The organism is Ruegeria sp. CDSA033, from assembly GCF_059612305.1.
On the sequence record NZ_JBXWQI010000004.1, the window covers coordinates 267,146 to 291,968 of the forward strand.

Consider the following 24,823-nt stretch of genomic DNA (forward strand, 5'->3'; position numbering starts at 1 on the left):
CGTTTCTTTAGCTGCCAATGTTCGTGGCAAAGCAATTCCGCTTTGGGCTCGTTCCGGACCTCGGAGGCGGCGCAGCATCTGCGAGGGCTAGGCAGGAAGGACCGGCGAGGACGGCCCAAACTGGTCACTCGACCGAGGGTTGAAATGCCGCGTTCGCAGCCCGCATTCCAGACCTTCGCTGCGGGAGCATATCCGTGTCTTAGGTTATGACGGGAATGCGGGGCTTTGCAGCCATTCGGTTGCCCTCGCTGAATGCTCGCTACTCAAAAATAGACCCGACGCTTGGCCGGGTCAGTTGGTGACGACGGGGATCGTCACTCCGTAATGTGGTGATCAAAGGTGTTCCCAAAGGCGCCTCATTCTGTTTGTTGGGACTTGCGCCTGACAAAGCGGGAAAAAAGCCGACCGTCGGTTACAGCAAAGCCGAGGGCAATGATGGCGAACCCGACCCAAGCCATTGGCTCCATCTTTTCACCCAGGAATGAAACGCCAAGGCCGATAGCGAACGGTGGGATCAGCAGTGTAACCAAAAGCAGGTTGGCGGCACCGGCGCGCGCAAGGATTGCGAAATACAGAACGTAGGCCAGTGCTGTTGATAATGCGGCCATCCCAATGAGCGCCGCCCATACACCAGCAGACAGAGCAAAGCTTGGGGGACCATCCATCACGAGAACAATAGGGATCATAAGCACTGTGCTACCGATCAGCATGCCAAGGGCATTCACAAGTGGTGGTTGGCCTGAAAGAGCAGTTCTGCCCCATACACCGGCAAACGCATAGGAGAGCGTTGCCCCAAGGATAGCTAGCTGAGCCAGATTGCTCGGATTGAACTCGGTCAATGCACTTGGCCCCATAATGAAGGCCACCCCCAGAATTCCTAGGGCAGCACCTGCTATCTTCTTCGGAGTCAACGGCTCGTCCTTAAGAAGCAAGCCAGCCACGACTGCAGCAAACATTGCAGTTGTTGCATTAAGGATAGAAGCCAGCCCGCTGTCGATTTGCGTTTGCCCCCAGAAGATCAATGAGAATGGGATTGCGTTGTTGAGCGCTCCCATAACGAGATAAGCGCCCCATACCTGAGGGGCACGTGGAACACTCAATCCTTTGAATAGGACGATGAGTGCCAGTATTGGGACGGCCCAGATCACCCTATGCAGCGTTATTGTCAGCGGGGGCACTTCAGTCAGTGCAACCTCGCCGAAGAAGAACGACCCGCCCCAAACCGCAGCGAGCAGAAGCAGCATGACGCTGGCTGTAAAATCCATTGCTGGCATGGGTTGGTTTGTCATATCTTCTGGTTTCGTCACTAACTATTACCTAACGGATTAGCCTGGGCGATCCTGACACCGCGACCCGTTTCTTGCGGAAAACCAATACAAAGCCAACTTTCATCTATCCAATTGTGAACTGCTGCATTCGCCTATCGGCGGAGCGCCTCAGCAATCATTTCTGCAAGACTTTCGGGCTGATCAACGCTCGCCCAGTGTGTGGCATTTTCGAGAACGATCCGATCCATCTTGTTTTCTTCTAACCAACGGACGGTGCTATCCGGACAGTTATCGGGGTTGTAGAGATAAATCACATTTGCCGCGTTCTGCAAAAGCTCGCCGGGCACGCAGCTTGCTGAAAAATGCCGTGCGTCGGTGCCGAGTTGCCACAGCGCCAGAGTATCGGCCTTCGAAACTTCATTACGATACCGTCGGATGATTGGTGCCGTTTTCGCCATTTCATCAAGCCGCTCAAGAAACGCTGCACGAAACGCAACCGGATCACCGTAGTCGGCGGCAGTTCCCGAAAAATAGGCATCCTCGGCAGTGATGTTACCTTCTAAAGAAATAATGGTTGTCAAAGGACAACTCGCCCTTTTCGCAGCCAGTGAAGCTATGATTGAAGCAACCGAATGAGCGACAATGATCTCGGCTCTGTGCTTGTTCGCTTCGTCGGCGACGGTTTGCGCAAGTGCTCCGAGAGTTGTTTCTTTTGCCAAAGGCTGAGCGCCAAATCCCGGAAGATTGATGGGTAGCACACGATAGCTGTTGGCGAGGTGGGTGTCAGCCAAACCGTCATACATGCTCGTATTGTCACCAAAGCCTGCAACACAGAGAATGGCGGGTCTTTCATCGTTCACTTGACTGGGGTGTTTGGTCATTTCGGCTTCCAGAGCATCGTATGCAGACATTAACACGGCGCTGCAGCATTCGACAATTTGGGCTCGTTCGTTGAATCTGCCGCGCTCTGGATGAACGGCGGCTTAGCCTGAGCCCCTTAGAGTGTCATTTCGCCCCGAACTGCAAAGGACTCCAAATAGCGCGCAGCGGCCTTTGGACCCGCATCATTGGCACATGGCCGCGGCGCTTTGAATTGCAGTTTCGTGTTTCCTTCGCGTGTCCCCATTTCTAGTCATCGTCACCGCAAAAAAAGCTGGTAAAGCACCGAGATCAAACTCGATACTTTTTCATCTTCTATCCTGTAGTAGATCGATTTGCCTTCGCGTCGCGCTGCGATCAGACCCTCCAGGCGCAGCCTGGCCAATTGCTGCGACGCCGCAGATTGCCGAATAGAAACCAACTTCTGCAATTCAGAGACTGATTTCTCTCCCGACAAGAGAAGGCACAGATTTGTAAGGCGGTGCTCATGCGCAATCGCCTTCAGAAAGTTGGTGGCCTCCAGGGCTTTTTCGTCTAGCTCTTCTTGCAATTTCCGGGCCGCCTCACTTTTGATCCCTGAACCTGTGTATCACGTATACCGCGATGAACTTGAGACGTTCGTACTCGGTTTCGACTTCGGCAATCACATCCTGGAATGTCCCGGCTGCCAGCATTTCGGTCGCCAGCGTCTAAGCCACGGCCTGAGCCTGTTCATCTATATCGGCGGCTAGTGTTTTTGCTACAGAAGACGGTGGCCAGACTTGGGAGCGGCGCAATTTCTTCGCACGAGTCAATATTCGAGGAGTATCATTACACTTGGCCAGCGACCTGTCGTTCGTAATCCACGGCATCGAACCAGCCTAGTGAATTGGTGATACGACAGTTTTCGTCCAGTTCCCATTCTTCCCAGCCGCTGGCCTTGACCAGGTTACCCGTATCCGAATGATGCCCTTCAAGCGTCCAACCAAAGATGGCGTGATCTCCGGCAAAACGAACAAAGTCCCTTGTAAGTTTCAAATCGGGAAAAGAAGACATGAAACCACCCGCCATGGCAATTATCGCGTCGCGCCCAAATTGGTTTTCCCCTCGGTTGATCGTGATACCCTTGTCAGGAGCATAGTGATCGGCGACCGCCTCGGGATTTCCCGAGTTCCATGCTGTAGTATAAGCCTCGGTCATTCTTTCGAACTCATTTTTATTCAGTCGCATGCCAGCCTTCCCGTCTCCAAACCCCAAGCCAACTTAGTTGGCGCCCCACTCTTATGTCCACAAGCCAAATATGGCGTTATTCTGTAGCGATTTGAGCAAATTCGCAGTCTGAGGAATACTCGTTGCCCAAACTGACTTAATCGGGAACACTACGATTCTCAAACCCTCTTAGAAGACCAATTACCCTATGTACGATCTCATTGAATGGCTGACACGAAGGAAGCTCCTTAATCTGGAAGCGGTTCTGGTCGAGAATGAGATCGATCTTGATGTCCTTTATGACCTAACGGATGAGGACATGCGTGAGATCGGCCTTTCACTGGGTTCGCGCAAGCGGTTGCGAGCGGCTATTGAAGCAGTTGAACCTAATCAATCCCAGTCTGACGCGACAAGTACAACGGATATCAAGCGCGAAGCCGAGCGTCGCCATTTGACGACGCTGTTCGTAGATCTTGCCGGATCAACAGCAATGTCAGCGCGGTTGGATCCCGAAGACATGAGCGACGTGATCAAGCGCTATCAAAATACCGTTGCCGGTATCATCACCCGCTATGAGGGGAATGTCGCTAAATATATGGGTGACGGTGTACTGTGCTATTTTGGTTGGCCGGTGGCGCATGAAGACGACGCCAAACGCGCTGCGCGCTCTGCGCTGGAAATTATCGGGGCGATCGCCGAATTGCGTTCGCCTGATGAACAGGCACTATCTGTTCGGGCCGGAGTAGCGACCGGCATGGTCGTCGTCGGCGACCTCATAGGGGAAGGAGCATCAAGGGAAGAAACCGTTGTTGGCGACACGCCAAACCTTGCAGCGCGTCTTCAGACATTGGCTGAGCCGGGGCAGGTTCTGGTTCCAGAATCGACGAAGCAATTGATCCAAGACTCGTTCGAGCTAGAAGAGTTAGGCCGTTTCGACATTAAGGGATTGGACTCGCCAGTACCGGCGTGGAGGATCGGAACCGAGCGCAGCTTGGAAAGCCGGTTCGAGACCGAAGATATCAGTCCTGTTCTGCCGATGATCGGGCGCAACCATGAACTGGGACTGATCATGGAGCGCTGGCATCGCGCAATTTCCGGGGAAGGCCAAGTCGCTGTTCTGATCGGTGAGGCAGGCATCGGCAAGTCCAGACTGACGCGTGCCGTCATTGATGCGGTCTCGACGCAGGATCACTTCCGGATGAACTATCACTGCTCGCCCTACCACACGGATTCGAGTTTCTTTCCTGTTATCCGGCAGCTTTCACATGCCATGGGCCATCTGGAAACTGACACTGCCAGCAAAAAAATTGCAAAGCTTCGCAAGCAACTCCGGGCCGCTGACCCAAAGATTATTGCTGAACTCCTGCAGATTGAAACTGGTCCATCTGCCGAAAATCCCGATCTGACACCACAACAACTCAGAGTTCGGATCATGGAAGAAACCTCGGCAGAATTGCAGGCGCTTTCACGGGAAAAGCCAGTTCTCCTTGTCGTAGAGGACGCACATTGGTGCGATGCCTCGACGCTCGCGATGCTCGAGGCGTGTCTGGATCGAATTGCTACCGAGCGGGTAATGATCTTGATTACCGGTAGACCGACTTTCCAGCACGCGTTCGGAGGTCATCCAATCGTATCCAAGCTTACCCTAAACCGATTGGGGTCCGAGCAGATCGAGGCTGTTCTCGCAAAGATATCAGGTGGGAAAACCCTTCCCGACGAACTGACTAAAGAAATCATCCACCGAACCGACGGCGTTCCCCTGTTTGTCGAGGAACTGACAAAAACCATTTTGGAATCCGGCGACCTGATTGAAGCCGAAAACAGCTTCCAACTTGCCGGTCCTATTGATCGGGTGACTATCCCAGCGACCCTGCATGATTCCCTAATGGCCCGGATCGACCGGCTTCAACCCGTGAAGGAAATCGCCCAGATGGCCGCCTGCATCGGGCGAAGTTTCGACCGTGCGTCGTTGACAAAAATCGCCCGGGTCGATGATTTGGCGCTTGACGATGCGCTTGGGCAGCTTGAACGCAGCGAGCTCGTGTTTCGACGGGGGATACCTCCGGACGCGACATATGTCTTCAAGCATGCTCTGGTTCGGGATGTAGCCTATGAAAGCTTGCTGAAACGTCGACGTTTGGAAATCCACCACAGGCTCACGGATCTGTTTGAGGCCGACCCGAACGCGCCCTCGGAGTTGATCGCACATCATGCGACTGAGGCTGGGTTGGCGGAAAAGGCTATTACGTTATGGGGCGACGCTGCCAGAAAAGCTCAGGCCCGACCGGCTTATGTCGAAGCAGGAAATCATCTGCACAATGCCTTGACGCTGGTTGCAGGCTTGCTGGACAAACCGGAATGGCGCGAACGGGAACTGGCGCTTCTGGTGCAGCTTGCTCAGGTACATATCGCCAAGGATGGCTACGCCTCAGCCGAAGCCAGCAACGCTTTCTCACAGGCGTTGGAAAGGATAGAGGCAACCACGGACCCAGAACTCAAGGTTGCAATCTACTATGGGACGTGGATCGCACCTTATATCGGCAACGATCTGCATAAAGCGTTCGGTCTGGTTTCGAGACTTGTAGAAGACATGGCGAACGAGCGCGCTCCGATCCCGAAGCTGATCTCGCGCCGGATGCGGGCTGCGACCCTGATCGCCAAGGGCCGCTCTGCTGAAGCACTTCAAGATCTCGAAGTCGCTTATGAACTCTATCGGTCGGCCGAGATCATAGATTTTTCGACGAAATTCGCCCAGGATCCAGGAGTGCAGATCTGGTGCTATATGCTCCTTGCGCAGTGGATGTGCGGCGACGAAGACACGGCGCAACAGACCTGCGTCAAGGCCCTTGCTCGAGCCCGCGAGCTCAAACACGCCAACACAATCTGTTACGCTGGTCTGCACGCTGTCACCTTATCGATCTGGATTGGCGACTTGGAAAGTGCAACCGAGATCAATGAGGAAATGCGACAGGTCTCAAACGAGTACGACATGGCGTTGTGGAAGAATTTTGTTGCCATTCATGACGCTGTCCTGGCTTGCATGACGGATGCGCCTGGCGCCGTCCATCAATTGGACAAGGCCTTGGAAGAGTATCGTGCAAAAGGATGCTGGCTTTGGGTAACGCTCTATTTGGCTGAACACGCGAAAGCCCTACTCAGGGCCGGTGATCCCAGCGCGGCCCTACAAACAGTGGTTCGCGCTTTGCGAGAACAGGATACCACAGGAGAACACTGGGCAGAGGCTGAGTTGCTGCGTATCAAAGGAGAAATCAGAGCAGCACAAGGAGATACCGATTCAGCGAGTGCCGCCTTTGACCAGGCTATCTCGGTTGCCCAGACTCAAAAGGCCCAAATATTGATCGAGCGCGCGTTTCGTTCAAAACAGATTCTCCTCGACGCAAACGGCTGAGCATTCGGGTTTCTCGCTCGCATCTTGGAGCATAACCCTTCTATGCAAACGTTTAAGGTCGTCATTTCCATTAGATGCAACTTCGATCATACTGAGCCCTCTGCCACCAATAGATCAGCTGCAACATTTGCTACGATTGGTGAACAACGCGTTACAGGGTCGGCCCAGAGCCGACCTTGAACCTGGTCAAAGGATGCTGCAGCCGCAGCCCGCATTGCCGCCATTCGCCGCAAACGCGAAACTCAAAGCAGTTGAGGGTCAGGAGTTCGGTACGAAGCCGCCTTTGTCTCTTGCCACTATTGTTGAGGCAGAAAACCCTCGCTCTCGCGGTGCGAGATTTTGGAAGCGCAGCGTGCTACCCGTCTTCGGATGGCAATTGCAGCGTCAAGTTTTGGGATGGTTGTTAGCTTGGAACCGTTCATGGCCAAACTGAACTTCCGAAAGTGGTACAGCCCATCGATCACGACTGGTTGCGATGCGAAGGACCAATGCTACCATGGGCGCTTCAGTCTTCGCAGGGTACGCGCGTGAATACGAACGCTCCGAGATCGGCGGGTATTGGCTCGGGTCTCTTGGTGTGCAAAACGCAAATTTTCGCGGCCTGTCCATCGATATGTCTGTATCCGACTATGCTCTCATAGAAAAAATCGCCATTGATCACCAGACACTGCATGGGCGCGACTCCGACGCACGGCACTCTATCGGCGGCAATCTCAAACACCAGTTTTTCCTCGTCATAGCCTGCAAACAGGACCAGTACCGGTGGTGTGTATTGAATGCCCGAGTCCCTGAATACCTCGCCCCATATAACTTCGGTGTCTGCAAGGACGACGGCCACAAACTCCTCTGTTTCATCGTTAATCTGAACAGGCGCATTTGCTTGCGGAGGAGCAACCTGACCCCCGCCACTCAGAAACGGCGTGATATCTACACCAAAAAACAGGCCGATCACCAGGACCACAATCAATCCGGCGCCGCCCATACCGGCACGAGACACCCCACGTGACGTGTGGCGTCGGTCGTCGATGTTTTTGCTTGTGCGTCGTCCTTTCCAGAGCATGTGGCCTCCAACCCATTCGGGAGTTTAAAACTAACTTCTGACGGCTCCCCGATCTACGAGGTTTGAACGGGGAACCGATCCGGAGTTCCAAAGTCTGAAGCAGTGACCGCCGATCCTAATGGACGATATCGGGTGTCACTTCGCCACCACTCACGTTTTGATCAAAGCTTTGGAGGGTCCGAATTTCTTAGCCGTCGATACCTGCGGTATCGCGTGCTGTTTCAGCGGGAGTGCACCGGTTGCTGACACCGATCGTTGCCTGCTGAACCTGACGTTTCGCGGCCTTTTCCGGTGTGCAGTCCGGGTCCACCACGTCGCAGCCGGTCAGCGCGACCATGGCGAGCAGCATCATGCCTCCAAGTGCTTTCATCATTGTCCATTCTCCTTCCTTTTTTGTTCAAAATCCGGCCAGCCGCTCGGCCAACCAGAACGCGGCGACACATCCGATGGGATATCCGAGGAATTGGCGCGACGGCACTTGTGCTACCGACCACCCCCAGACAATTTGCAGTGTTTTTTTCAGTGTCAGGAACACGCCCAATACCGCAAAGATGAAGGCCAGTTGCCCTGCCTCAACGCCGAGGTTGAAGGCCAGTAAAGCCGCTGGGATGTCCTGTTCAGGCAGACCAATCTCGGCCAGCGCTCCAGCAAATCCCAGACCGTGCAGCAGGCCGAACCCAAAGGAAATCACCCAGGGGAAACGGCTGGCCAGCGTCTTTGGTTTGTCCTCCGACCGTAGCACTTCGGTCGCGAGAAAGACGATCGACAGCGCGATTATAGCCTCAACGGGCGGGCCCGGTACGTTCAACACGCCAAAAGTGGCCAAGCCCAGCGTGATCGAATGCGCGACGGTAAATGCGGTCACGGCCCAGATCAGCTGGCGCAGATTGCGGATCAGCACCAGCAGAGCAAAGACAAACAGCAGATGATCCCAGCCTTCGAGGATATGTTCAAACCCCAACACGCCGTATTGCCACAACGTCTGCGCCAACCCTTGCTGCGCGGGCAGCGCGACGGCGGGCGCATCTGGCGTCAGGCGGAAGGTGGCCATGTTCACCGTGTCCAGATAACCCACCCGCACCAAAACATCCGTTCTTTGCGTCTCCAGCCTGTCAATCCGGATCGTATTGCCGCGCAGGTCTTCGGCGCAGGCCATGCGCCAGACCTGCGTCCAGGCGCGGCCGTCAAAGACCGGAGCGTCGAATGCGGGCGATGAGCAGCTCTGGGGCAGCGCAACGTCGATATCCATCGGTGCCCCCCGAACATCGGGCATGCGCCAGAAGACGTACCAATCGCTTTCGGTCTCCTGCGAGATTTCCAGATAGCCGGGCTCCAATGCATGGGCTTGCACAAAGGCGGGCACCAGCAGCCCCGCCATCATCGCAATCAAGAGCAGAAGACGCTTCATGACTCACCCGCAGACAGGTCAGCTTCTCCGAGGTCTTGGATCACATAGGTGGATCGCAGATTTTCTAAAAAAGTCTCTGTCGCCCGTTCAGCGTGCTTTTCGCGCCAAGCAGCCAAAACGCGATCTCGGATCGCGCCAAACGGCGGCAAGACGGCGTCCCACCTGTTGTCGAGCCGAACCATGTGAAGCCCGAAGGAAGACTGAACAGGACCGCTCCATTCACCCAGTGGCAGGGGGTGCAACTGGTCGAAGAAACCCGTTCCGAAGTTTCCATCAACCGAAGCTCGGATGCTCAGATCAAATCCTGTCGGAAGCAGTGACGCCTGACCCAACTGGCGGTGATCTTCCCCTGCAGCCAAACGCGCCTGCGTCTGGTCGATAAACCTGTCGCTGGGGTATTGCCCGAGATAAACAAGGCTGACTGCAAGCTGCGCGGGGGTCGTGAATGTCTCGGCATTGTCGGACAGGTAAGTTTGCAGCACCTCATCTTCAGGTCGGGCAGCGCCTGCCTCCGAGGTCAGAAGAAAGTTCATCTTCTGTACTAGGCGGTTGCGAATGATCTCATCATTACCATCCAACCCCAGCGCTAACGCTTCGCGCACCAGCACTTCGCGGTTCAGCCAATCCTCTTTCAGCTTTCCCAACTCGTCAGCTGTCGGAGGGCGCCGCCACGTGTCTTCGAACTGACCAGCCAGAACATCGACCTGCCTTTGATCGATGATGATAACCCGCGCGTCAGGATCAATGGACCACTCGTCTGGTTGGACAAGTTTGAACCAGCTAAAGATCGCTATGCTGAGAAGCGCAAAAAGGACAAAGGGTTCCGTGACAATCCGGCGGAACAGGCTCTTTTTGCGTGTCGAAGATTCCATCATTTGTGGAGGATCTGTCGTTCGCCAGCTCACATTCATCAGCTCTTCGCCCATTTCCTTAACCGCCCTTGGGCACCAACAATTTCAGCGTAAAGCTCACCGTGTCGGCCGCCGAAACCACGTCATCGTAAAAATTGTGCTCGTAGGACAAGGACCACTGCCACGGTAATCCGTTGCCGCGGACCAACTTGGACACCTTGACCCCCAGCGGCAGACTGCTGAAATCGCTGGTCTCCCAGTCGTAGACAAAAACCATCTCGGATGTCCCTGCCGACCAACCATTGCCGAGGTTGTAGTTGAAGACAGGCTGGGCCGTAGACAAGTTGACATCGGGCCGGTCGTCATCCCCGGCAAAAGTGAACAAGTTCTGGTTGAATAGGCCCCAAAGCCCCCACTTTTCCTGCTTTGCAAAACCGGCCGCTGGACCCAATGCCCATTTCTCCGCACTCAGCCCGTCCTCACCTGTTGGTAACAGGGCTACGGCACCCACACCGAAACGACCCCATTGTCGATCAAACGTCACAAGGTCAAACAGTGTGGTGTCACTCAGTCCCGACTGCCCGGTGGCACTGTCCGTCACATAAGGCAGCGTAAGCCGCGCAATGTGGTTGGTTTGTCCCAGCGTGAACGGGATCGCGGCGCGAAATTGCAACAGACTGCTGTCTTCGGGCGAGTTGTGCAGATTGAACGAATGAAATCCCTGAAGCTGGAATGACATGATCGAAGCAGTCGGGTCATTGGCAGCCGATTGCAGCGATTCCGAATTGTCCTGCGCCTGAACACCTGAAGGGACCAAAAGAACAGCCACCAAACACGACAGGTAAATTTTCTTTGACACGTTTAACACCGTGATTTCAATTTCAGAAAGACAGAGAGATCACGGCCGTCAGGATATCGCTTTCGAACCGCCGTTTTGCTGCAAACTCATGCGTATATTTGAGCTTTAGGGAGGCGTCGGCTCCCAGCAAAGTTCCGCCATCATAGGTGACAAGCGGGCCAATACCGCTGACCTGAGCCCGCAGGCTGCTGGCCCCCAGGGCGATCCGGGTGAGCTCGGCGCCTGCACCACTGTCATCTTCAAGCTGATGGTAAGTGTACCCGGCAAGGCCAACCCCCCAGCCCGAGCGGAAACGTTGCACAACGGCTCCTTCTAATTGAAATGCAGGAGCAGTCTGATAATCGGTCGCATCGTTTTCTTCGCTGAACAACAGGCTGGCCGCGCCTGAAACCTCAAAACCACGTTCCGGAACGAACCAGGTCGCGGCAATGAAGGGCTGGAAAGACCAGACATTCTTGCCTGCATTCAATACTTGGACGCTGCGCTGCTGAATGTTAATAGATGCGGTATTGTATTCGCCAGTCGGGGCATAAACGGTCAGGCCCGTACTGTAATGCAGATTGCCGCGGTGCCAACCCACCAAACCGGTCAGGCTGATGTCTCCGAAGCTGGAGAGCGTGTCGTCGATCATAGCGCCCTGCAGAGGAGGGCGGATCGCTGTGAACGTGAGTTCAGCAACAGGAAATGGAACAGTGAGGTTTATGGCAGGGGTCCCGCCAAATAGCTGCGCGTCGAAAACCTGAGTTACACCCAGTCGCCAGAGATTGAGCTCGAGGTCTGCGTCTGCTGCAATCGGAAGCCCTGCAAGCGAAACGCCGTCCACGCTGCCGTCCAGATGGTCGAATGTCAGGCTTGTGTAAGTTCCTGGCTCGGGCACGAAACCGGCAAACGTATCTCTGGTTCCCAGAAAATAGGCGCCCAACCCTCCTTCAACCGCAATCGCTGGTTTTACCGGCAGAACTATAAGCGCAGCAATGGCCGTGGCACCCATCGCTGAGCACATCTCGCGCAAAAACATCTTCATTTGTCACCTCGTTCTAACTTCTTGACGCGTTTGCCGCGCTGTTTGCTCTGTCGGATCACGGCGTGTACCAGATGGGCGATGTATAGGCCCGATCCTGAATTGACTCGGGCGCACCTTCCGGGAGTTCGACGCCAAAGAACTTGCGGTCATAGGTCGTCCAGCGCGGGGTTGGAATTTCCAGAACCCGAACATAGTAGAACGCACTTTGCTCAGGATCGAAATCCGGGTCTTCCCAAAAGCCACCCAATATGGCCTGACCGATATCGTTGGTATAAGTGGCTTCTCTGGCATTGACGGTATTGCCGACCGAACCGTCGCAGATGCCTTCAATCACCTCGCGGCCTCCGCAAGAGACGTCATAGACTTTCTCGGATGTGGTCCCATCTGCGTTCAGCCAACCCTTGATGATCTGAACGCGGTCTAAATTGGCCCCGTCTGGGTCACGCAAGGCCCGCACAAGGAATCGCGGCGCGCGACTTTCGCTCTTACCCAGATCACCCCCCATAGGTACGCCATTGGCGTAGCCATGCGCCGCGAAGTCTGACCGAGGGAGGTCAGATTCTTCAAAATCGTAACCCGCAAATACACGTACGCGGATGCGCGTGCCCGAAGTTGCATAGACTTCTTTGCGCTGCATCGCATCAAAAATGGCTTCGCGCGTATTCTCGCGCGCCCATACGGCGGCCAATCCAGACGCTGAGGTTTGCCAGGCCTTAATTGCGTTTTCAGGAGCGCCCAGCCGTCCTGCGATGGTCTCTTCAAAGCGGACCGGGTCAGCCGTTGGCTCAAGCTGGGCCACTTTGCCAAAAAAATTGTCTTCGCGCGTTGTCGGCAGTGACGTGTGTGCGTCGGTTGATCCAATCATGCCGAATTTGAATGGGTTCGCACCCAACTGCGCTTCATAAGCCAAACCGCGTCGCAACGCCGGACGTACATACTCATTCGGCAACATCTCGGGCGTTTTGGCATCAGCTCCAAAGTTGGCCGTATCCCAAGTTTCAAAATCAGCAAATGGATCATCTGGTGAAAGCATTGGATGCGCTTCGCCATCCCCCTTCATCTGGGTTACTTCGTACAACGGTTCCCATCGCGCCCGACGCTCGGCATAGGCTTTGTCGATGGGTTCATCCGAGTCATACCGGGTGTCATCGAACATCAGCCCGTTAGAAAGATTGCCGTTGTGCGGAATTGCTAAAACCCGCCCACCGGTTTCCACCTCCAGAGCCTCCATCCAGTCCCACAGAGCTTCGGGGTTTACTCCTGAGTCTGACGAAAGCGGAACGCGGCTGTTAGCGACATCCTTGCCATCCCTGTAGACAACCACGCGGTGCATATTGTTGCCGTTTGGTGTCGATGACCATTCGAACCCAATGATCGCAGAAAAAAGTCCCGGCTCATTTGCGGCATCGGCCGCATCAATGGTTTCTTCCCAAGGCCCTCGGGAAAATTCAGGGTTGTTCGAATATGGATTCTTGCCTTCGAACCGGGACCCGGCCCAAAGGTTCCATGCTTCTCCGGCGGCCTCGGCAGATCCATCCTGGACATACCCATGCAAAGTCCGACCAAATTCGGTATCCAGAACAGCGGGGTCGTCTCGTTTCAGCATCGGTGCTACGCCAAGTCCCTCAGCGTGGTCCGAAATCACAAGCCAGTCCAAAGGGCGCACGAGACGAACAGGTACACCCATCGAAGACACCACCTCTTCTCCTTTGGCGAATTTGAACGCCTCGGCGGGACCCAGGTTGTTTCCGATCATGCCCGCATCCGGCGAGTAGGAGGTGTGCAGATGGGTATCGCCAAACAGCACCTGATTGGGAAAATCCTGTTGAGGATAAGGTGAATACTCACGGTCGCCCGGATTCCACGGCGGCGCATCCTGAGCGAAGGCCGCAGAAGACACCGCCATGGCCGATATAGTTAGTACTTTCAAATACATGGTGAATTCCTCAGGATGGCGTGTACCAGATGGGCGAAGTGTAGGCGCGTTCCTGGATCGAAACCGGAGCACCCTCGGGCAGTTCGGTCCCAAAGAACTTGGCGTCAAAGGTCGTCCAGCGCGGCGATGGAATCTCAAGCACGCGAACGTAATAGAACGCCGATTGCGCGAGATCGAAATCCGGGTCTTCCCAGAAGCCTGCAAGAATGGCCTGACCGATATCGTTGGTCCAGGTGGCTGTTTCCTGATCCACCGTATCACCGACAGGACCATCGCAGTCCCCGTCAACCAACTCGCGCCCGCCGCAGGCAATGTCGAACACCCGCTCGGTGGTTGTGCCGTCAGCATTCATCCAACCTTTGACGATCTGGATGCGGTCCAGATTAGCCCCATCTGGATCACGCAGGGCCCGCACCAAAAAACGCGGCGCACGATCATCGCCCGAGGCGACTAAATCCGCGCCCATCGGAACTCCGTTTTCATAGCCGTGAACATCGAAATCGGAACGCTGCAGGTCGGACTCTTCAAAATCGTATCCCGCAAAGACCCGGACCCGCATGCGTGTTCCGGTGGTCGCAAAGACTTCACGCCGCATCATCGCGTCAAAGATGGCCTCGCGCGTGTTTTCACGAGCCCAGACAGCGGCGAGGCCCGAGGCAGAGGTTTCCCATGCTTTGATCTGGTTGGCCTCATCGCCAAGCCGGCCGGTGATGGCCTCGTTAAACCGCATCTCATGGGCCGAAGGCTCAAGAGCCGTGATCTTGCCAAAGAAGTTCTCTTCCCGCGAAGTGGACAGAGACGTGTGCGCATCCGTGGACCCGATCATCCCAAACTTAAACGGGTTCGCGCCAAGCGCGGCCTGATGTTGGAGACCCAAACGATAGGCGGAGCGCGCATATTCGCGGGGCAGCATTTCCGGTGTTTTGACTTCGGTTCCGAAACTGCCTTTGTCCCATGTTTCGAAATCAGCGAAGGCGTCATCAGGGGACAAGGCTGGGTGGGTTTCTCCGTCCCCTTTCATTTGAGTTACTTCATAAAGAGGCTCCAGACGCTGCCGACGCTCGGCATATCCGGCAGACAGGGGCTCTCCAGAGAACCGTTTATCGTCGAACATCAACCCGTTGGACAGGTTTCCATTATGTGGGATGGCCAGAAGCTGGCCACCGGTTTCCGACTGGTATTCCTCCATCCAGTCCCACAGCGCCTCGGGATCATTGCTGAGCTCATTGGACAGCGGGATACGGGTGTTGGCCTCTTCCTTGCCGTCCCGATAGACAACTACTCGGTGCAGGTTGTTGCCGTCCGGGGCCGAACTCCATTCATATCCGATGAAGGCGGTAAAATGACCGGGTACGTAGGCCTCTTCAGCGGCATCGATGATCTCTTCCCACGGAACCTTGGGCACATTTTGATCCGAAGCCAGATGGTTCGTGCCTTCATACGCGCGGCCGAGCCAAAGGTTGTACGCAGCCTGGGTGCTCTCAATCGTCTTCTGACTGACCAGTTCGTAAAGTTCTGCGCCCAGGGGGTCTTCCAACAATGTCGGATCAGCGCGTGTCAGCAGCGGCGCGATGCCAAGACCGTCGGAATGATCGGATACCACCAACCAGTCGAGTGGTCTCTGCAATCTGGCGGGAATCCCAGTGGACGCAACCACCGTTTCGCCCTTAGCGAACTTATAGGCGTCCGCGGGCGACAGTTTGTTAAAAACCAGCCCGGCATCCCAAGAATAGGACGTGTGCAGGTGGGTGTCGCCAAAGAAGACCTGATTGGGAAAACTCTGTTCCGGGTATGGTGAATATTCAGCCCGATCTGGCGCAACATTGGGCGCATCCTGCGCCATAGCCGAATGTGCTATTATGCCTGCAATGCAAGTTACAGCAACGCAACTGATCGCAGAAGTCGAGAATAGAAGCCCACGAGAATTCTGAGCGGAATACATGCCTAATGCCCCCATAATATCGTTTATTATCAGGTAACTATGTCATTGTAACGTGAACGTTATTGGGCAAAGCTAACAGAACAGTTTTCAAAATACTTTCCCAAATGGGGTAATTGCGATGAAGAAGAAATCTAAAGATGCATTTTACCCTATCTTTTCTTCAGCGTGGCTAGCAGGCGTATCTCAAGGAAGCTTAGAAAAACTCGAGCAGATTTCGGAAATCGTTGCGTACAAGGATAAGGAAACGATTTACGCAATTGGCGGGCCCCAGAATTCGCTTTACGGAACTGTTTCGGGAAAGGTTCAGGTCCGTCTCACACTGACAGAAATGGAGCCGGTCCTGGGTCATATCCACCACCCTGGTGCCTGGTTTGGTGAATCAGAGTTGTTGCTTGATGTTGACGGTTTGGTTGAGATGAAGGCAGCAGGCGATGTCAGACTGGTCAGGATCGCGTATTCCCGATTTCGGCCACTGGCAAATGCGCGCCCTGATCTGTGGGAGGCATTTGCCCGCCTCAGTTCGATGAACCAACTGCTGGCCATGTCCGCGGCCAACGACCTTGCACAACGAAATACCCGAAAACGCATCGCTGCCGCGCTTTTGCGATTGGGCGGATGGCGTGGCGTTTTGCAGGGCGCTGAACCGACAGACACCGTTGTTGCCAGCCAGCAGGAACTTGCGGACCTGTCGAACATCGCCCTGTCCAAGATCTCTGTTTATTTGGGGGAAATGGCAACCGAAGGCCTGATACGTCTGGAATATGGTCGCACCGTCTTAGTCGATTTGGACGGGTTGCGGCGCGTGGTCGAGGAATAGAGTGATGCGTGCTGCTGCATGTCATAACCGTAGCCAATCTTGGAATAAGCTGCCCCCGGCCTTTTCTCGGGTTTTCATACTTATTTCGATCTTCTGTTTTGGACTATTTGATCCGCGTTCGGCTTTGGCGTGCCAAGTGTGCGTCACGCTGCCCGAGGCCTCACTTGCGGATCATTTGATCACGGCCGACGTCGTCGTCATGGCAGGACCAGCGCAGGACAATCCATTCAAGTTTGCCCCGCGTCAGATCATTAAAGGCACATCGGACGATCTGGAGAGATTTCCTGAAATTCCATTCTTGATCGACAGCACAACCCGCGCTGCCTTCCGCGCTGACCCCGAGATGTCAGTTCTGCTGACTTACGGAACCGTTGCCAAGGATGGTGCCGGACGCGGCTTGTCACGCAAGTGGACAAGGATATTCACGCTGACCCCCGAGCGCGAAAAATTCTTGGAAGCGCTTTGGACCGAAGCCGAGCTGTGGCAGGGCCGCACTACGGCATCCAATGCGCGCGTTGCGTTTTTTGCCCGATACCTTTCGCAAGAAGATCGGGTGCTCAGAGATACTGCCCTGATCGAAATCGACCGAGCGCCGTACGGAAGTATCCAAATGTTGCACAACACGGTTGCTACAGAAGAGTTATTGCGTGAGTTCGACAGCCTCGCTCGCATGAGCTTCGTTCCGGTTGCGATCCGATTGCTGGGCCTCCAGGCCGACGATAACAAGGCCAGACAAATTGTCCGATCACGATATCCCAGGTCGGCTTTGGAGATTGCGATTGCCATGCACAATTGGAATGAAACGCGCTTGGATACCCAATTTGCGTATTTGCTTCAAAACGATGAAATTGACCCGGTAACCAAGTTCGTCATCCAAACCAAACTTGCCTCAATTAAGTGACAACTGACGGTTTCGATCTGCGCCGAAACTGCTTCATTGATTGGCCGCACATACTAAAGCAGCTGATCTTTGTTGCGTATTAAAATTGCACTCCTGCCAGACGCCCGTCTAAAATTCTCTCATGGTTGGTTGATCCGAACGTCCGGTTTCTGGGAATCGACGATCCATTTGGCAAGCGCGGCGAGTGTCAGCTTTCCGCCCGTCGGATATCAGCGATGTCCTAGAATTAGCCTTTGGAGGCGAAGGGGATGCATTCTGGCGCCAACACGACTGTGAGGCCCAATGCTCCCATTATATAGAGTCAGATGGCGTATTCGGATTGTGCCCAAATTCCAGCTTCGGTCTTCGGTAGGTGCTGCGTCTCGAGCTGAGGCGAGTTCGCAACGGGTTCAGATCCGACAGTATCATGACTGCTAGGCCGCGAGTCAGATTGGACCGCTTCACTCTTCTGATCCCAGGATGGGAGGGCCAGCAAGCTGATCCCGAAGAGAAGCAAGGGCCCGCGAAAGACCTGAAGTCCCGCTGTTAATAATTGCTCGAAGGCGCTTGACCAAGGAGCGCCGAATAGAGACGAAAACTTTATCATTGGGCAGAGAAACCCTGCCCAATGACGCCTTTAGTATGGAAATATCCTAGAGGCGTGTAACCAGAGTCACGCATTCAGAAGCCCGTGTAACTGCGGTATAGAGCCAATTCCTCGCATATTTGTCGAAGATGTGACTTTCGTCCTCTATAATCACGTGGTCCCACTGGCTGCCTTGGGCTTTATGAACTGTCAAAGCGTAGCCATACTTAAACTGCTGAGAATTTTTCCGTTCCTTGTCCGCCAATCTCTCTTCGTCGTCAGTAAAAAACTCCGGATGCACACGTACGCGGTAGTTTTCATGATCCGGGAAGTCGCACGATTTCAGTTCCAACGACAAAGTCCCCGAAAACCGGGACTTCTTCGGCTCAGAGACGACCGTGAACATGCCTCCATTGACGATACCAAGGCCATGGTCATTGTGCTGACACACAAGGCGGTCGCCAATCTCAGGCAGGTCGCTGGTGCGTCCCAAGGCCCTGCGGATTTCTTCGTTGTAGTGGGAACGAGTGACGTTCCTACCGGCAAGGAGCTGGTCCGCATTCAGTATCTCATCAATCTCAAGACTCCCGTCCGGCACCACACGGCTGTTCCCATAGGCACCATATTTCAACGGTTTCCCTTCACGAATGTCTGTCGCCAGTTGTAAGACCGGGCTGTCTTTGGCCTGACGGTGGATTTCGGTCAGTATGGCGTCAGGCTTGGCGTTGGTGAAAAAATAGCCCTCTCCGGCCACCGGCGGCAGTTGGGCAGGATCACCAAGTGCGAGGATAGGAGTTCCGAATGACATAATGTCACTGGCTAAGTTCACATCAACCATTGAGCACTCATCGAGCACAATTAAGTCCGCATCCGCTGCTGCACTATCCGGATCGAGGTGGAAACTGAATTTGCCATCCGGTCCCTGAACAAACTTGTAGATCAGACTGTGGATGGTGGAAGCACCCTCGCAGCCGTTGCGCTGCATCATCATAGCCGCTTTGCCAGTGAAGGCTGCGTAAACAACCCTTCCATTCAAACCGCTGGCCAGATGTCGCGCGATTGTCGTCTTGCCGGTGCCAGCATATCCGAAGAGCCGGAAGATCTTATTTGTCTTGGCATCGTTCTTCAGCCAGGAGCCAACGCAGTCAAGCGCTGAGAGCTGTTGGCCGGACATAGTGAAATTGATAGCATTCATGAGGTTAGGTCTTCTGCAGGTTTGGGGTTGAGAATCCTGGCCAACGGGCGAGTCTGGCCGAGCGTATCTTGGGCGTCTTAGGGACAAACCAACCAGACGATTGATGGTCGGCTCTGCGTTCATGGAAATTAAGGTGTAATGCCCCCCTTGTGACAGGTTACACTTCAGGAGGAATGTTCCGGAGAAAGTAATTAATTAGGGGGGCATTACATACCCGGAGGAGTTTCTTGATCTCCGGAAGGTGTAACGCTCCCCTAATATTTAACTTCATTTCTCTTACACTATGTCTGACGCAAGGGGGCCATTACACCGCAACCTCCAACTTCGGGGCAGCGTTGGCTTCTAACTTCAGTGCACGCTGGCGAGCGCGATATTCGTTCACGCGCCTCCGGTTTGCCCGCCTATCGGCCTCGGCAATCGGATCCGCGAAGCCCGTTTCTGGAAGGGTTTTCGAGATGACCGCCTAGCGCGCCAGCTCACAATTTCCACGTTGCGTACAGAATGAGCAAATAGGATTGTCAGACGTGACTACCCCAGGCACACCAAAACAACTCTGGTAGAACTCCTCGCTTTTAGGCGTCTTGAGCTCAACGGGTTTAAGGAAGCCGTTGGCTACGTCTTCTCGTGCTTTGCGTTCAGCACTCTCGACGGCTTTTTCCCCAAGGAAGTTACAGTCAACGGCACGGAAGTACTGGCGCTCGATCACGTGCTTGGCAACAAACCCTTCTATCGAAAATACGCCGCGACTGACCAAATCGAGCATTTCTTTACGAAATTGATGCTGCGCCGGAAGGCTTTGGTGGGAAAAATATGCGTACTGGGGCATACCCTTCATCCGGTTCAATTCGAGGCCATGGCGGTCATCACTCCAGAACTCCACTATCTTGGTCAGATAGGCATCGCGTTTCTTCTCGCCAGGCCAAAGCTGATTTGGCTGCGGTGGATATTTGCGTTTACGCGCCGACGCGAACTTGAATGCGAACTCCAAGTAAGCAGGATACGGCAATCCGATCCGATCGGCCTTCAGACGTGCATCATTGAGCTGAGTCAGATCGGAGCTCCGTTTGAAAAAGTTCAACTTGAAACCGACCTTAATGTCGGATGCAGCGGTCGCGTCGATGTTCTCGCGATAGTAATTCCTGTACGCTTCGATGTAGGCACGATGGAACTGCTTCGTGGCATCAAAAGGTGTAAGAAAACGATACTCCGGCCATTTGGTCGGCATCACTTCGGCCTCGAGCGCGCGGTATTTTGTCGGTATAAGCGTGAGCATGCGATGAAGCTTGTTTAGCCTCAGTTTGTGTTGATCCATTGTCATTTGACATATCTCTTTCGTGCCGGGACCGACCTTGCGGTCGAAATCCCGGTCATGTCTTTGTGCTTGGGTTGGGTGGGAGGTGGCTTGCGCCAGATCAGACGAGGTGGGTCTCTTCAGAACCTGCGTTCCAGCGTCCATCAGTCCAGTGACCCAGCTTCATGGCGGTGTCGCGCAACTTGCGAAATCGGCGACGAGCCTGCTCGATCATTCGATAGGCCTGCCGGTAATCCGGTGCCTCATAGTAACCTAAACGCAGACCTTCAATTTCGCGCATTAAATCACTGGCACGCTTGTCGAGAAAGCGAACCTGATCTTCACGAGAAAGCTGACGCAGTGCGGTAAGCGGGGGCAAAGGCGGAATCTGCGGCGGAAACAACGGGATTTCGGTAACGGATTTTGTTCCGTCGATTTTGGTGGGCGTTACATGAATTGACTCATGGTTTTCAAGCACCTGGAGCAACTCATTGGTTATACCCAGAAGGCAACTGACAAGCTCCGGTGCATCCTTGTCGCCATTAAGCTCATCGGCCATCGATTTCAGCAAGAAAAACACTGTGCCCTTGTCGATGAAATCGTGATTTTCTCCAGAGATATTCTCTTTGAGATCGATGTTGAGAGCAGTCAGTTTGCCAACATCTATTGTTCCGCCAAGGCGGTTGGGTGCGGCGTCCATATAGGATTCCTTTCAACTTTATTTATTGTGTGCGACTAAGTTCGCGCGCATCTCCTTTATAGCGCTGCGGCTGTCGACTTGCGGCTTGTTGCGAAATTTTTTTGACTTAAACTTTGTGACATGTCGAAGTGAACATCCAGTGGTGGGTGCTCTTTCTTAACAAAACGGTTCTCTGCCGTGTTCTAAGACTACCCTTCTATTGGAATGGAAAATAATGAGGCCTTGATCGCTGCTGTTCACCTCATCAATTCAATCGACCCTACCTTCCGTGCCAAATTGTTCATCGTGACGGCCAACATCGCGTGGACATATCTAGTCCGCACTTACTAAAAAGGAGGGCATCGACTACCGGCGACCGCTGGATCGAACTTGTTCTCGAAGAGTGTGCAGAAAAACAGGATAGCTATTGTTGATGATGATCAGTAGCCGCGTAGTCCAAGCAGCGTGGATTGAAACATCGGCTAGAGGATCATCTTAGTTGCGCAGCCTTGTTTTAGTCGGACGCAGAGGTCGGAGCGGGAAGCCCGCTAGGGAGCGGCGGCCTGAACATGTAGTTGGCCCGTGGTTGTCGAAATCACTATCGGAAATAGTGGAGAGCGGCACTATCTAGAAATTTCTTTCGAAATATATCAATAGCTTATGATTTTTCTCCGATCTACAATGCGCATCCGACGTTGTGCTTGCTATAGGCTTATTGATCACACGAAAAAGGAACCTCCCGGCAATGCGTACGCAGATCATGAAATTGGCGCCCGTGTCCGAAACTTCGATGGCTGAATACCACCCTTGCATCTGGGTTGTGGATACAACCCTCCGGGCGGTTACGTAATGAGTAGTGACGAAGCACTCCTCACGATCGAGAAATTCGCGGCCGCCTTACATCGCACGATCACCCTGAGAACGGTTCGGACCATGATTCACCAGGGCGAGATCCACGCGGTTCGCCTCGGCAAGCGCTACTACATGACCCGCGAGGAATTGAAGAGGTTCACAAAGACATGCCACGTAAGCGCAAACCTGCCCGGCTCTTCCAACGCAAAGACGATGGCGCTTGGGTCATCCTGGACGGAGGACAGCAGATCCGGACAGGCTTTGGTGATGGATTTCATGAGGCAGCGGAAGAAGTCCTGAGCAATTACATCGCCAGTAAGAAGCGGCAAGATAATCGCGTCCGCGACCCGAGCGAGATCACCGTCGGCGAGATCTTGGTGCACTACGGCGAGGCTAAGGTAAAGGTGGTCCGCGACAGGGACCGCCTGCTCTACACGATACAGGCACTGTCGCCCTACTGGAGCGACCTCAACGTGTCCCAGATCGACATCGACAGGTGCCGGGGCTATACTGCCTGGAGGCGGTGCGCCGCATGGACCGTCCGGCGCGAGATGAACACACTGAACGCCGCTGTCAAATACGCCCTGGCGTCGCGCAGGATCAGCCATGCACCGATCGTAACCCTGCCTGAGAAGGGAGTCGCCAATGACCGCTGGCTGACCGAGGAGGAGATCCAGCGCCTGCTGGAAGCCTCTGCTTCTCACGTCCAGCGGTTCATCAAGATCGCGCTATACACCGGACGTCGGAAGACCGCGATCACACGGCTGAAGTGGATGCCCTCCCTTGATAGCGGCTGGGTCGATCTTGACAGCGGGGTGATCCATTTCCTTGGCAAGGCCGAGGCCGAGACCAAGAAGCGCAAGGGAATGGTCAAGATGCCTGGCACGCTCCACACGGAGATGAAGACTTGGGCCCAGGAGGGGAGCCACGTAGTGTCGTTTAATGGGGCGCCGATAGATCGGATCGACAAGGCCTTTCGAGCGGCCGTCCAGCGGGCCGGTCTAAAGGATGTGACGCCGCACACCCTAAAGCACACAGCGGTTACCTGGGCGTTCATGCACGGCATGACACTGGAGGACGCCACGGCCTATTTTGCGACCTCGCGCGAAACCCTGGAAAACGTCTATCGGTCCTACAGCCCAGATGCGCTTAAGAACGCAGCGGGAATAATGGACTGGAAGATATGAAGCGCTAATTCGATAGTTGGTGGATGCCGGTAGTGAACGAACTGGGCACATCTATCGAACGAAACGTTGCGGATATCGTTGCGGCCGATCCCCAGAAAACAAAAAAGGCGCCATTGGGCGCCTTGTTTTATTGGTCGGAGTGAGAGGATTCGAACCTCCGACCCCTGCCTCCCGAAGACAGTGCTCTACCAGGCTGAGCTACACTCCGACCGTGGCGCGTGATTTATACTTGCATTTTTGGATGTGCAAGGGGGTTTCCGTGTCGTTTGTGCGAATTGCCTTCGTCGTTCCCGGGCATCGGATCAGGTCAGAACACCAGTTTGGTACAGTCGGATTTTGGTGCCACCATGGTCCACAATTGGCCCGGGGGGCAACAACGGCAGACGGGTGGATCGGGCCAGGCCTGCGTTGCTGGTCACGATGCCGACACGCCAGCCCTTGAACTTGGTTTGCAGTACCTTGCCCAGGCTGCCGTAAACTGATCGCAGGCGTTTTTCATCCCCGATCCGGGCCCCATAGGGTGGATTGACAATAACAAGACCTGCGGCATCCGACGGGGGTTTTATGTCGCTAACCGAGCGCGTCTGAAACATGGTGAGATCGGCAACCCCGGCGCGGTCAGCATTTTTGGTCGAGGCCTCAATCGCTCCGCTATTGCGGTCTGAGCCATGAAAAACGACGTCCGGTTTGGCCAAAGGTTGTTGCTGGCGCATCGAGGACCAGGCGTTGGGGTCAAAACTTGGCAGATTTTCAAAAGCAAAGTTGCGGGTACGGCCGGGGCGCAGCCCCAGCGCGATTTCGGCGGCTTCAATAACAAAGGTGCCAGAGCCGCACATCGGATCCAAAACTGGCTCGGACCCATCAAATCCGCACTCTCGAAGAAACATAGCCGCCATCGTTTCGCGCATCGGCGCTTTGGCGACAGCCGGTTTGTGGCCGCGTTTGTGCAAAGGCTCGCCGGAACTGTCGATCGAAAAAGTGCACAAGTCCTTTTCGATGCGCAGCAGGACGCGCACGGCCGCTTCAGATGAAACAGGCGCACCCAGCGTTTCTGAAATTGCCACTTCGATACGTTGCCGGGCGGCCCCTGCATGATAGATTCGGGATTTGCGACTTGTCGCTTCGACTTTGACCGGCACATCGGGGCGCAAAAAATCGGCCCAGGGAAATTTTCGGGCCCGTTTATCCAGTTGTGCCAAATGAACTGCGGGAAACCCACCTAATCGCACCAGAACTTTGTTCGCGCCGCGCAGACACAGGTTCGCGCGCCAGACTTCAGGCCAGCCTCCGCGACAGGTGACGCCGCCGGGTCCGGGCTTTGCATCTGCGAATCCCTGCTCGACCGCTTCGGCATGCAGCGGGGCTTCGAGGCCCGGCGTTGCCACCAGAAAAATCTCAAAATCGTTGTTTGGTTCCATCCCGGGTGCTTACACCGGAAGCGTTGCGGGTGCGATATGCAATTTCAACAGGTCCAAAATGCAGCCCTTCAAGTTAAATTGACAAAATATCGGC

At 54.6% G+C, this 24,823-nt stretch carries 21 protein-coding genes, 1 tRNA gene and 1 pseudogene; 6 read left to right on the forward strand and 17 right to left on the reverse strand.

Features of this window, described 5'->3' with window-relative positions; translation table 11 throughout:
* Window positions 1–356: 356 nt before the first annotated feature.
* The 4 genes from AC2FLA_RS08060 to AC2FLA_RS08075 form a co-directional block, all read right to left on the reverse strand.
* Window positions 357–1,289, reverse strand: coding sequence for a DMT family transporter (locus AC2FLA_RS08060; protein WP_496721569.1), 933 nt, complete (start codon window positions 1,287–1,289; stop codon window positions 357–359).
* 131 nt (window positions 1,290–1,420) lie between these two features.
* Window positions 1,421–2,149 carry an alpha/beta fold hydrolase gene (locus AC2FLA_RS08065; RefSeq protein ID WP_496721570.1) on the reverse strand — a complete coding sequence of 243 codons (729 nt, stop codon included), beginning with the start codon at window positions 2,147–2,149 and terminating at the stop codon, window positions 1,421–1,423.
* Between the two features lie 257 nt (window positions 2,150–2,406).
* On the reverse strand, window positions 2,407–2,697 hold the full coding sequence (locus AC2FLA_RS08070; RefSeq protein ID WP_367181564.1) for an ArsR/SmtB family transcription factor: 291 nt from the start codon (window positions 2,695–2,697) through the stop codon (window positions 2,407–2,409).
* Between the two features lie 260 nt (window positions 2,698–2,957).
* On the reverse strand, window positions 2,958–3,356 hold the full coding sequence (locus AC2FLA_RS08075; RefSeq protein WP_299987102.1) for a nuclear transport factor 2 family protein: 399 nt from the start codon (window positions 3,354–3,356) through the stop codon (window positions 2,958–2,960).
* A 187-nt stretch (window positions 3,357–3,543) separates the two neighbouring features.
* Here AC2FLA_RS08075 and AC2FLA_RS08080 point away from each other — a divergent pair, with 187 nt between their 5' ends.
* Window positions 3,544–6,744, forward strand: a complete 3,201-nt coding sequence (locus AC2FLA_RS08080) for an ATP-binding protein (protein WP_496721571.1) — start codon at window positions 3,544–3,546, stop codon at window positions 6,742–6,744.
* A 505-nt stretch (window positions 6,745–7,249) separates the two neighbouring features.
* On the opposite strand, the gene AC2FLA_RS08085 is transcribed toward AC2FLA_RS08080, so the two are convergent.
* The 8 genes from AC2FLA_RS08085 to AC2FLA_RS08120 form a co-directional block, all read right to left on the reverse strand.
* Entirely contained in the window at window positions 7,250–7,804 is a 555-nt protein-coding gene (locus AC2FLA_RS08085; RefSeq protein ID WP_496721572.1) for a neutral zinc metallopeptidase, read from the reverse strand.
* 187 nt (window positions 7,805–7,991) lie between these two features.
* Window positions 7,992–8,177, reverse strand: a complete 186-nt coding sequence (locus tag AC2FLA_RS08090) for a hypothetical protein (RefSeq protein ID WP_298855268.1) — start codon at window positions 8,175–8,177, stop codon at window positions 7,992–7,994.
* A gap of 24 nt (window positions 8,178–8,201) precedes the next feature.
* A complete protein-coding gene (locus tag AC2FLA_RS08095) occupies window positions 8,202–9,212 on the reverse strand; it encodes a HupE/UreJ family protein (protein WP_496721573.1) in 1,011 nt (336 codons plus the stop codon).
* Window positions 9,209–10,084: a peptidyl-prolyl cis-trans isomerase gene (locus AC2FLA_RS08100; RefSeq protein WP_496721574.1), complete on the reverse strand. Its 876-nt coding sequence runs from the start codon at window positions 10,082–10,084 to the stop codon at window positions 9,209–9,211. The genes AC2FLA_RS08095 and AC2FLA_RS08100 overlap by 4 nt, the downstream gene beginning before the upstream one ends.
* A 58-nt stretch (window positions 10,085–10,142) precedes the next feature.
* Window positions 10,143–10,922 carry a hypothetical protein gene (locus AC2FLA_RS08105; RefSeq protein ID WP_496721575.1) on the reverse strand — a complete coding sequence of 260 codons (780 nt, stop codon included), beginning with the start codon at window positions 10,920–10,922 and terminating at the stop codon, window positions 10,143–10,145.
* Window positions 10,923–10,944: 22 nt separating this feature from the next.
* Window positions 10,945–11,946, reverse strand: coding sequence for a SphA family protein (locus tag AC2FLA_RS08110; RefSeq protein WP_496721576.1), 1,002 nt, complete (start codon window positions 11,944–11,946; stop codon window positions 10,945–10,947).
* 55 nt (window positions 11,947–12,001) lie between these two features.
* Window positions 12,002–13,882 (reverse strand): DUF3604 domain-containing protein, encoded by a 1,881-nt coding sequence (locus AC2FLA_RS08115; protein WP_496721577.1) that lies wholly within the window; start codon window positions 13,880–13,882, stop codon window positions 12,002–12,004.
* Window positions 13,883–13,892: 10 nt separating this feature from the next.
* Entirely contained in the window at window positions 13,893–15,725 is a 1,833-nt protein-coding gene (locus tag AC2FLA_RS08120; RefSeq protein WP_496721578.1) for a DUF3604 domain-containing protein, read from the reverse strand.
* Between the two features lie 217 nt (window positions 15,726–15,942).
* Here AC2FLA_RS08120 and AC2FLA_RS08125 point away from each other — a divergent pair, with 217 nt between their 5' ends.
* Together AC2FLA_RS08125 and AC2FLA_RS08130 are read left to right on the forward strand one after the other, a co-directional pair.
* On the forward strand, window positions 15,943–16,641 hold the full coding sequence (locus tag AC2FLA_RS08125; RefSeq protein ID WP_298855257.1) for a Crp/Fnr family transcriptional regulator: 699 nt from the start codon (window positions 15,943–15,945) through the stop codon (window positions 16,639–16,641).
* Window positions 16,642–16,777: 136 nt separating this feature from the next.
* On the forward strand, window positions 16,778–17,542 hold the full coding sequence (locus tag AC2FLA_RS08130; protein ID WP_496721579.1) for a hypothetical protein: 765 nt from the start codon (window positions 16,778–16,780) through the stop codon (window positions 17,540–17,542).
* A 632-nt stretch (window positions 17,543–18,174) separates the two neighbouring features.
* Here the strand turns inward: AC2FLA_RS08130 and AC2FLA_RS08135 are convergent.
* The 3 genes from AC2FLA_RS08135 to AC2FLA_RS08145 form a co-directional block, all read right to left on the reverse strand.
* Entirely contained in the window at window positions 18,175–19,302 is a 1,128-nt protein-coding gene (locus AC2FLA_RS08135) for an ATP-dependent DNA helicase (protein ID WP_496668115.1), read from the reverse strand.
* 463 nt (window positions 19,303–19,765) lie between these two features.
* Window positions 19,766–20,620 (reverse strand): hypothetical protein, encoded by an 855-nt coding sequence (locus AC2FLA_RS08140; RefSeq protein WP_496721580.1) that lies wholly within the window; start codon window positions 20,618–20,620, stop codon window positions 19,766–19,768.
* A gap of 94 nt (window positions 20,621–20,714) precedes the next feature.
* Window positions 20,715–21,293, reverse strand: coding sequence for a hypothetical protein (locus AC2FLA_RS08145; RefSeq protein ID WP_496668111.1), 579 nt, complete (start codon window positions 21,291–21,293; stop codon window positions 20,715–20,717).
* Between the two features lie 204 nt (window positions 21,294–21,497).
* Here AC2FLA_RS08145 and AC2FLA_RS08150 point away from each other — a divergent pair, with 204 nt between their 5' ends.
* The 3 genes and pseudogenes from AC2FLA_RS08150 (at window position 21,498) to AC2FLA_RS08160 (ending at window position 23,311) form a co-directional block, all read left to right on the forward strand.
* Window positions 21,498–21,623, forward strand: a complete 126-nt coding sequence (locus tag AC2FLA_RS08150; protein ID WP_425079684.1) for a DUF3644 domain-containing protein — start codon at window positions 21,498–21,500, stop codon at window positions 21,621–21,623.
* A gap of 498 nt (window positions 21,624–22,121) precedes the next feature.
* Window positions 22,122–22,277: pseudogene (locus AC2FLA_RS08155) on the forward strand (helix-turn-helix domain-containing protein); the annotation flags it as partial.
* Between the two features lie 14 nt (window positions 22,278–22,291).
* Window positions 22,292–23,311, forward strand: coding sequence for a tyrosine-type recombinase/integrase (locus AC2FLA_RS08160; protein WP_496721581.1), 1,020 nt, complete (start codon window positions 22,292–22,294; stop codon window positions 23,309–23,311).
* A gap of 131 nt (window positions 23,312–23,442) precedes the next feature.
* Here AC2FLA_RS08160 and AC2FLA_RS08165 read toward each other — a convergent pair.
* Window positions 23,443–23,519 (reverse strand) — tRNA-Pro (locus AC2FLA_RS08165).
* A 94-nt stretch (window positions 23,520–23,613) separates the two neighbouring features.
* Entirely contained in the window at window positions 23,614–24,729 is a 1,116-nt protein-coding gene (locus AC2FLA_RS08170) for a THUMP domain-containing class I SAM-dependent RNA methyltransferase (RefSeq protein WP_496721582.1), read from the reverse strand.
* Between the last annotated feature and the right edge of the window lie 94 nt (window positions 24,730–24,823).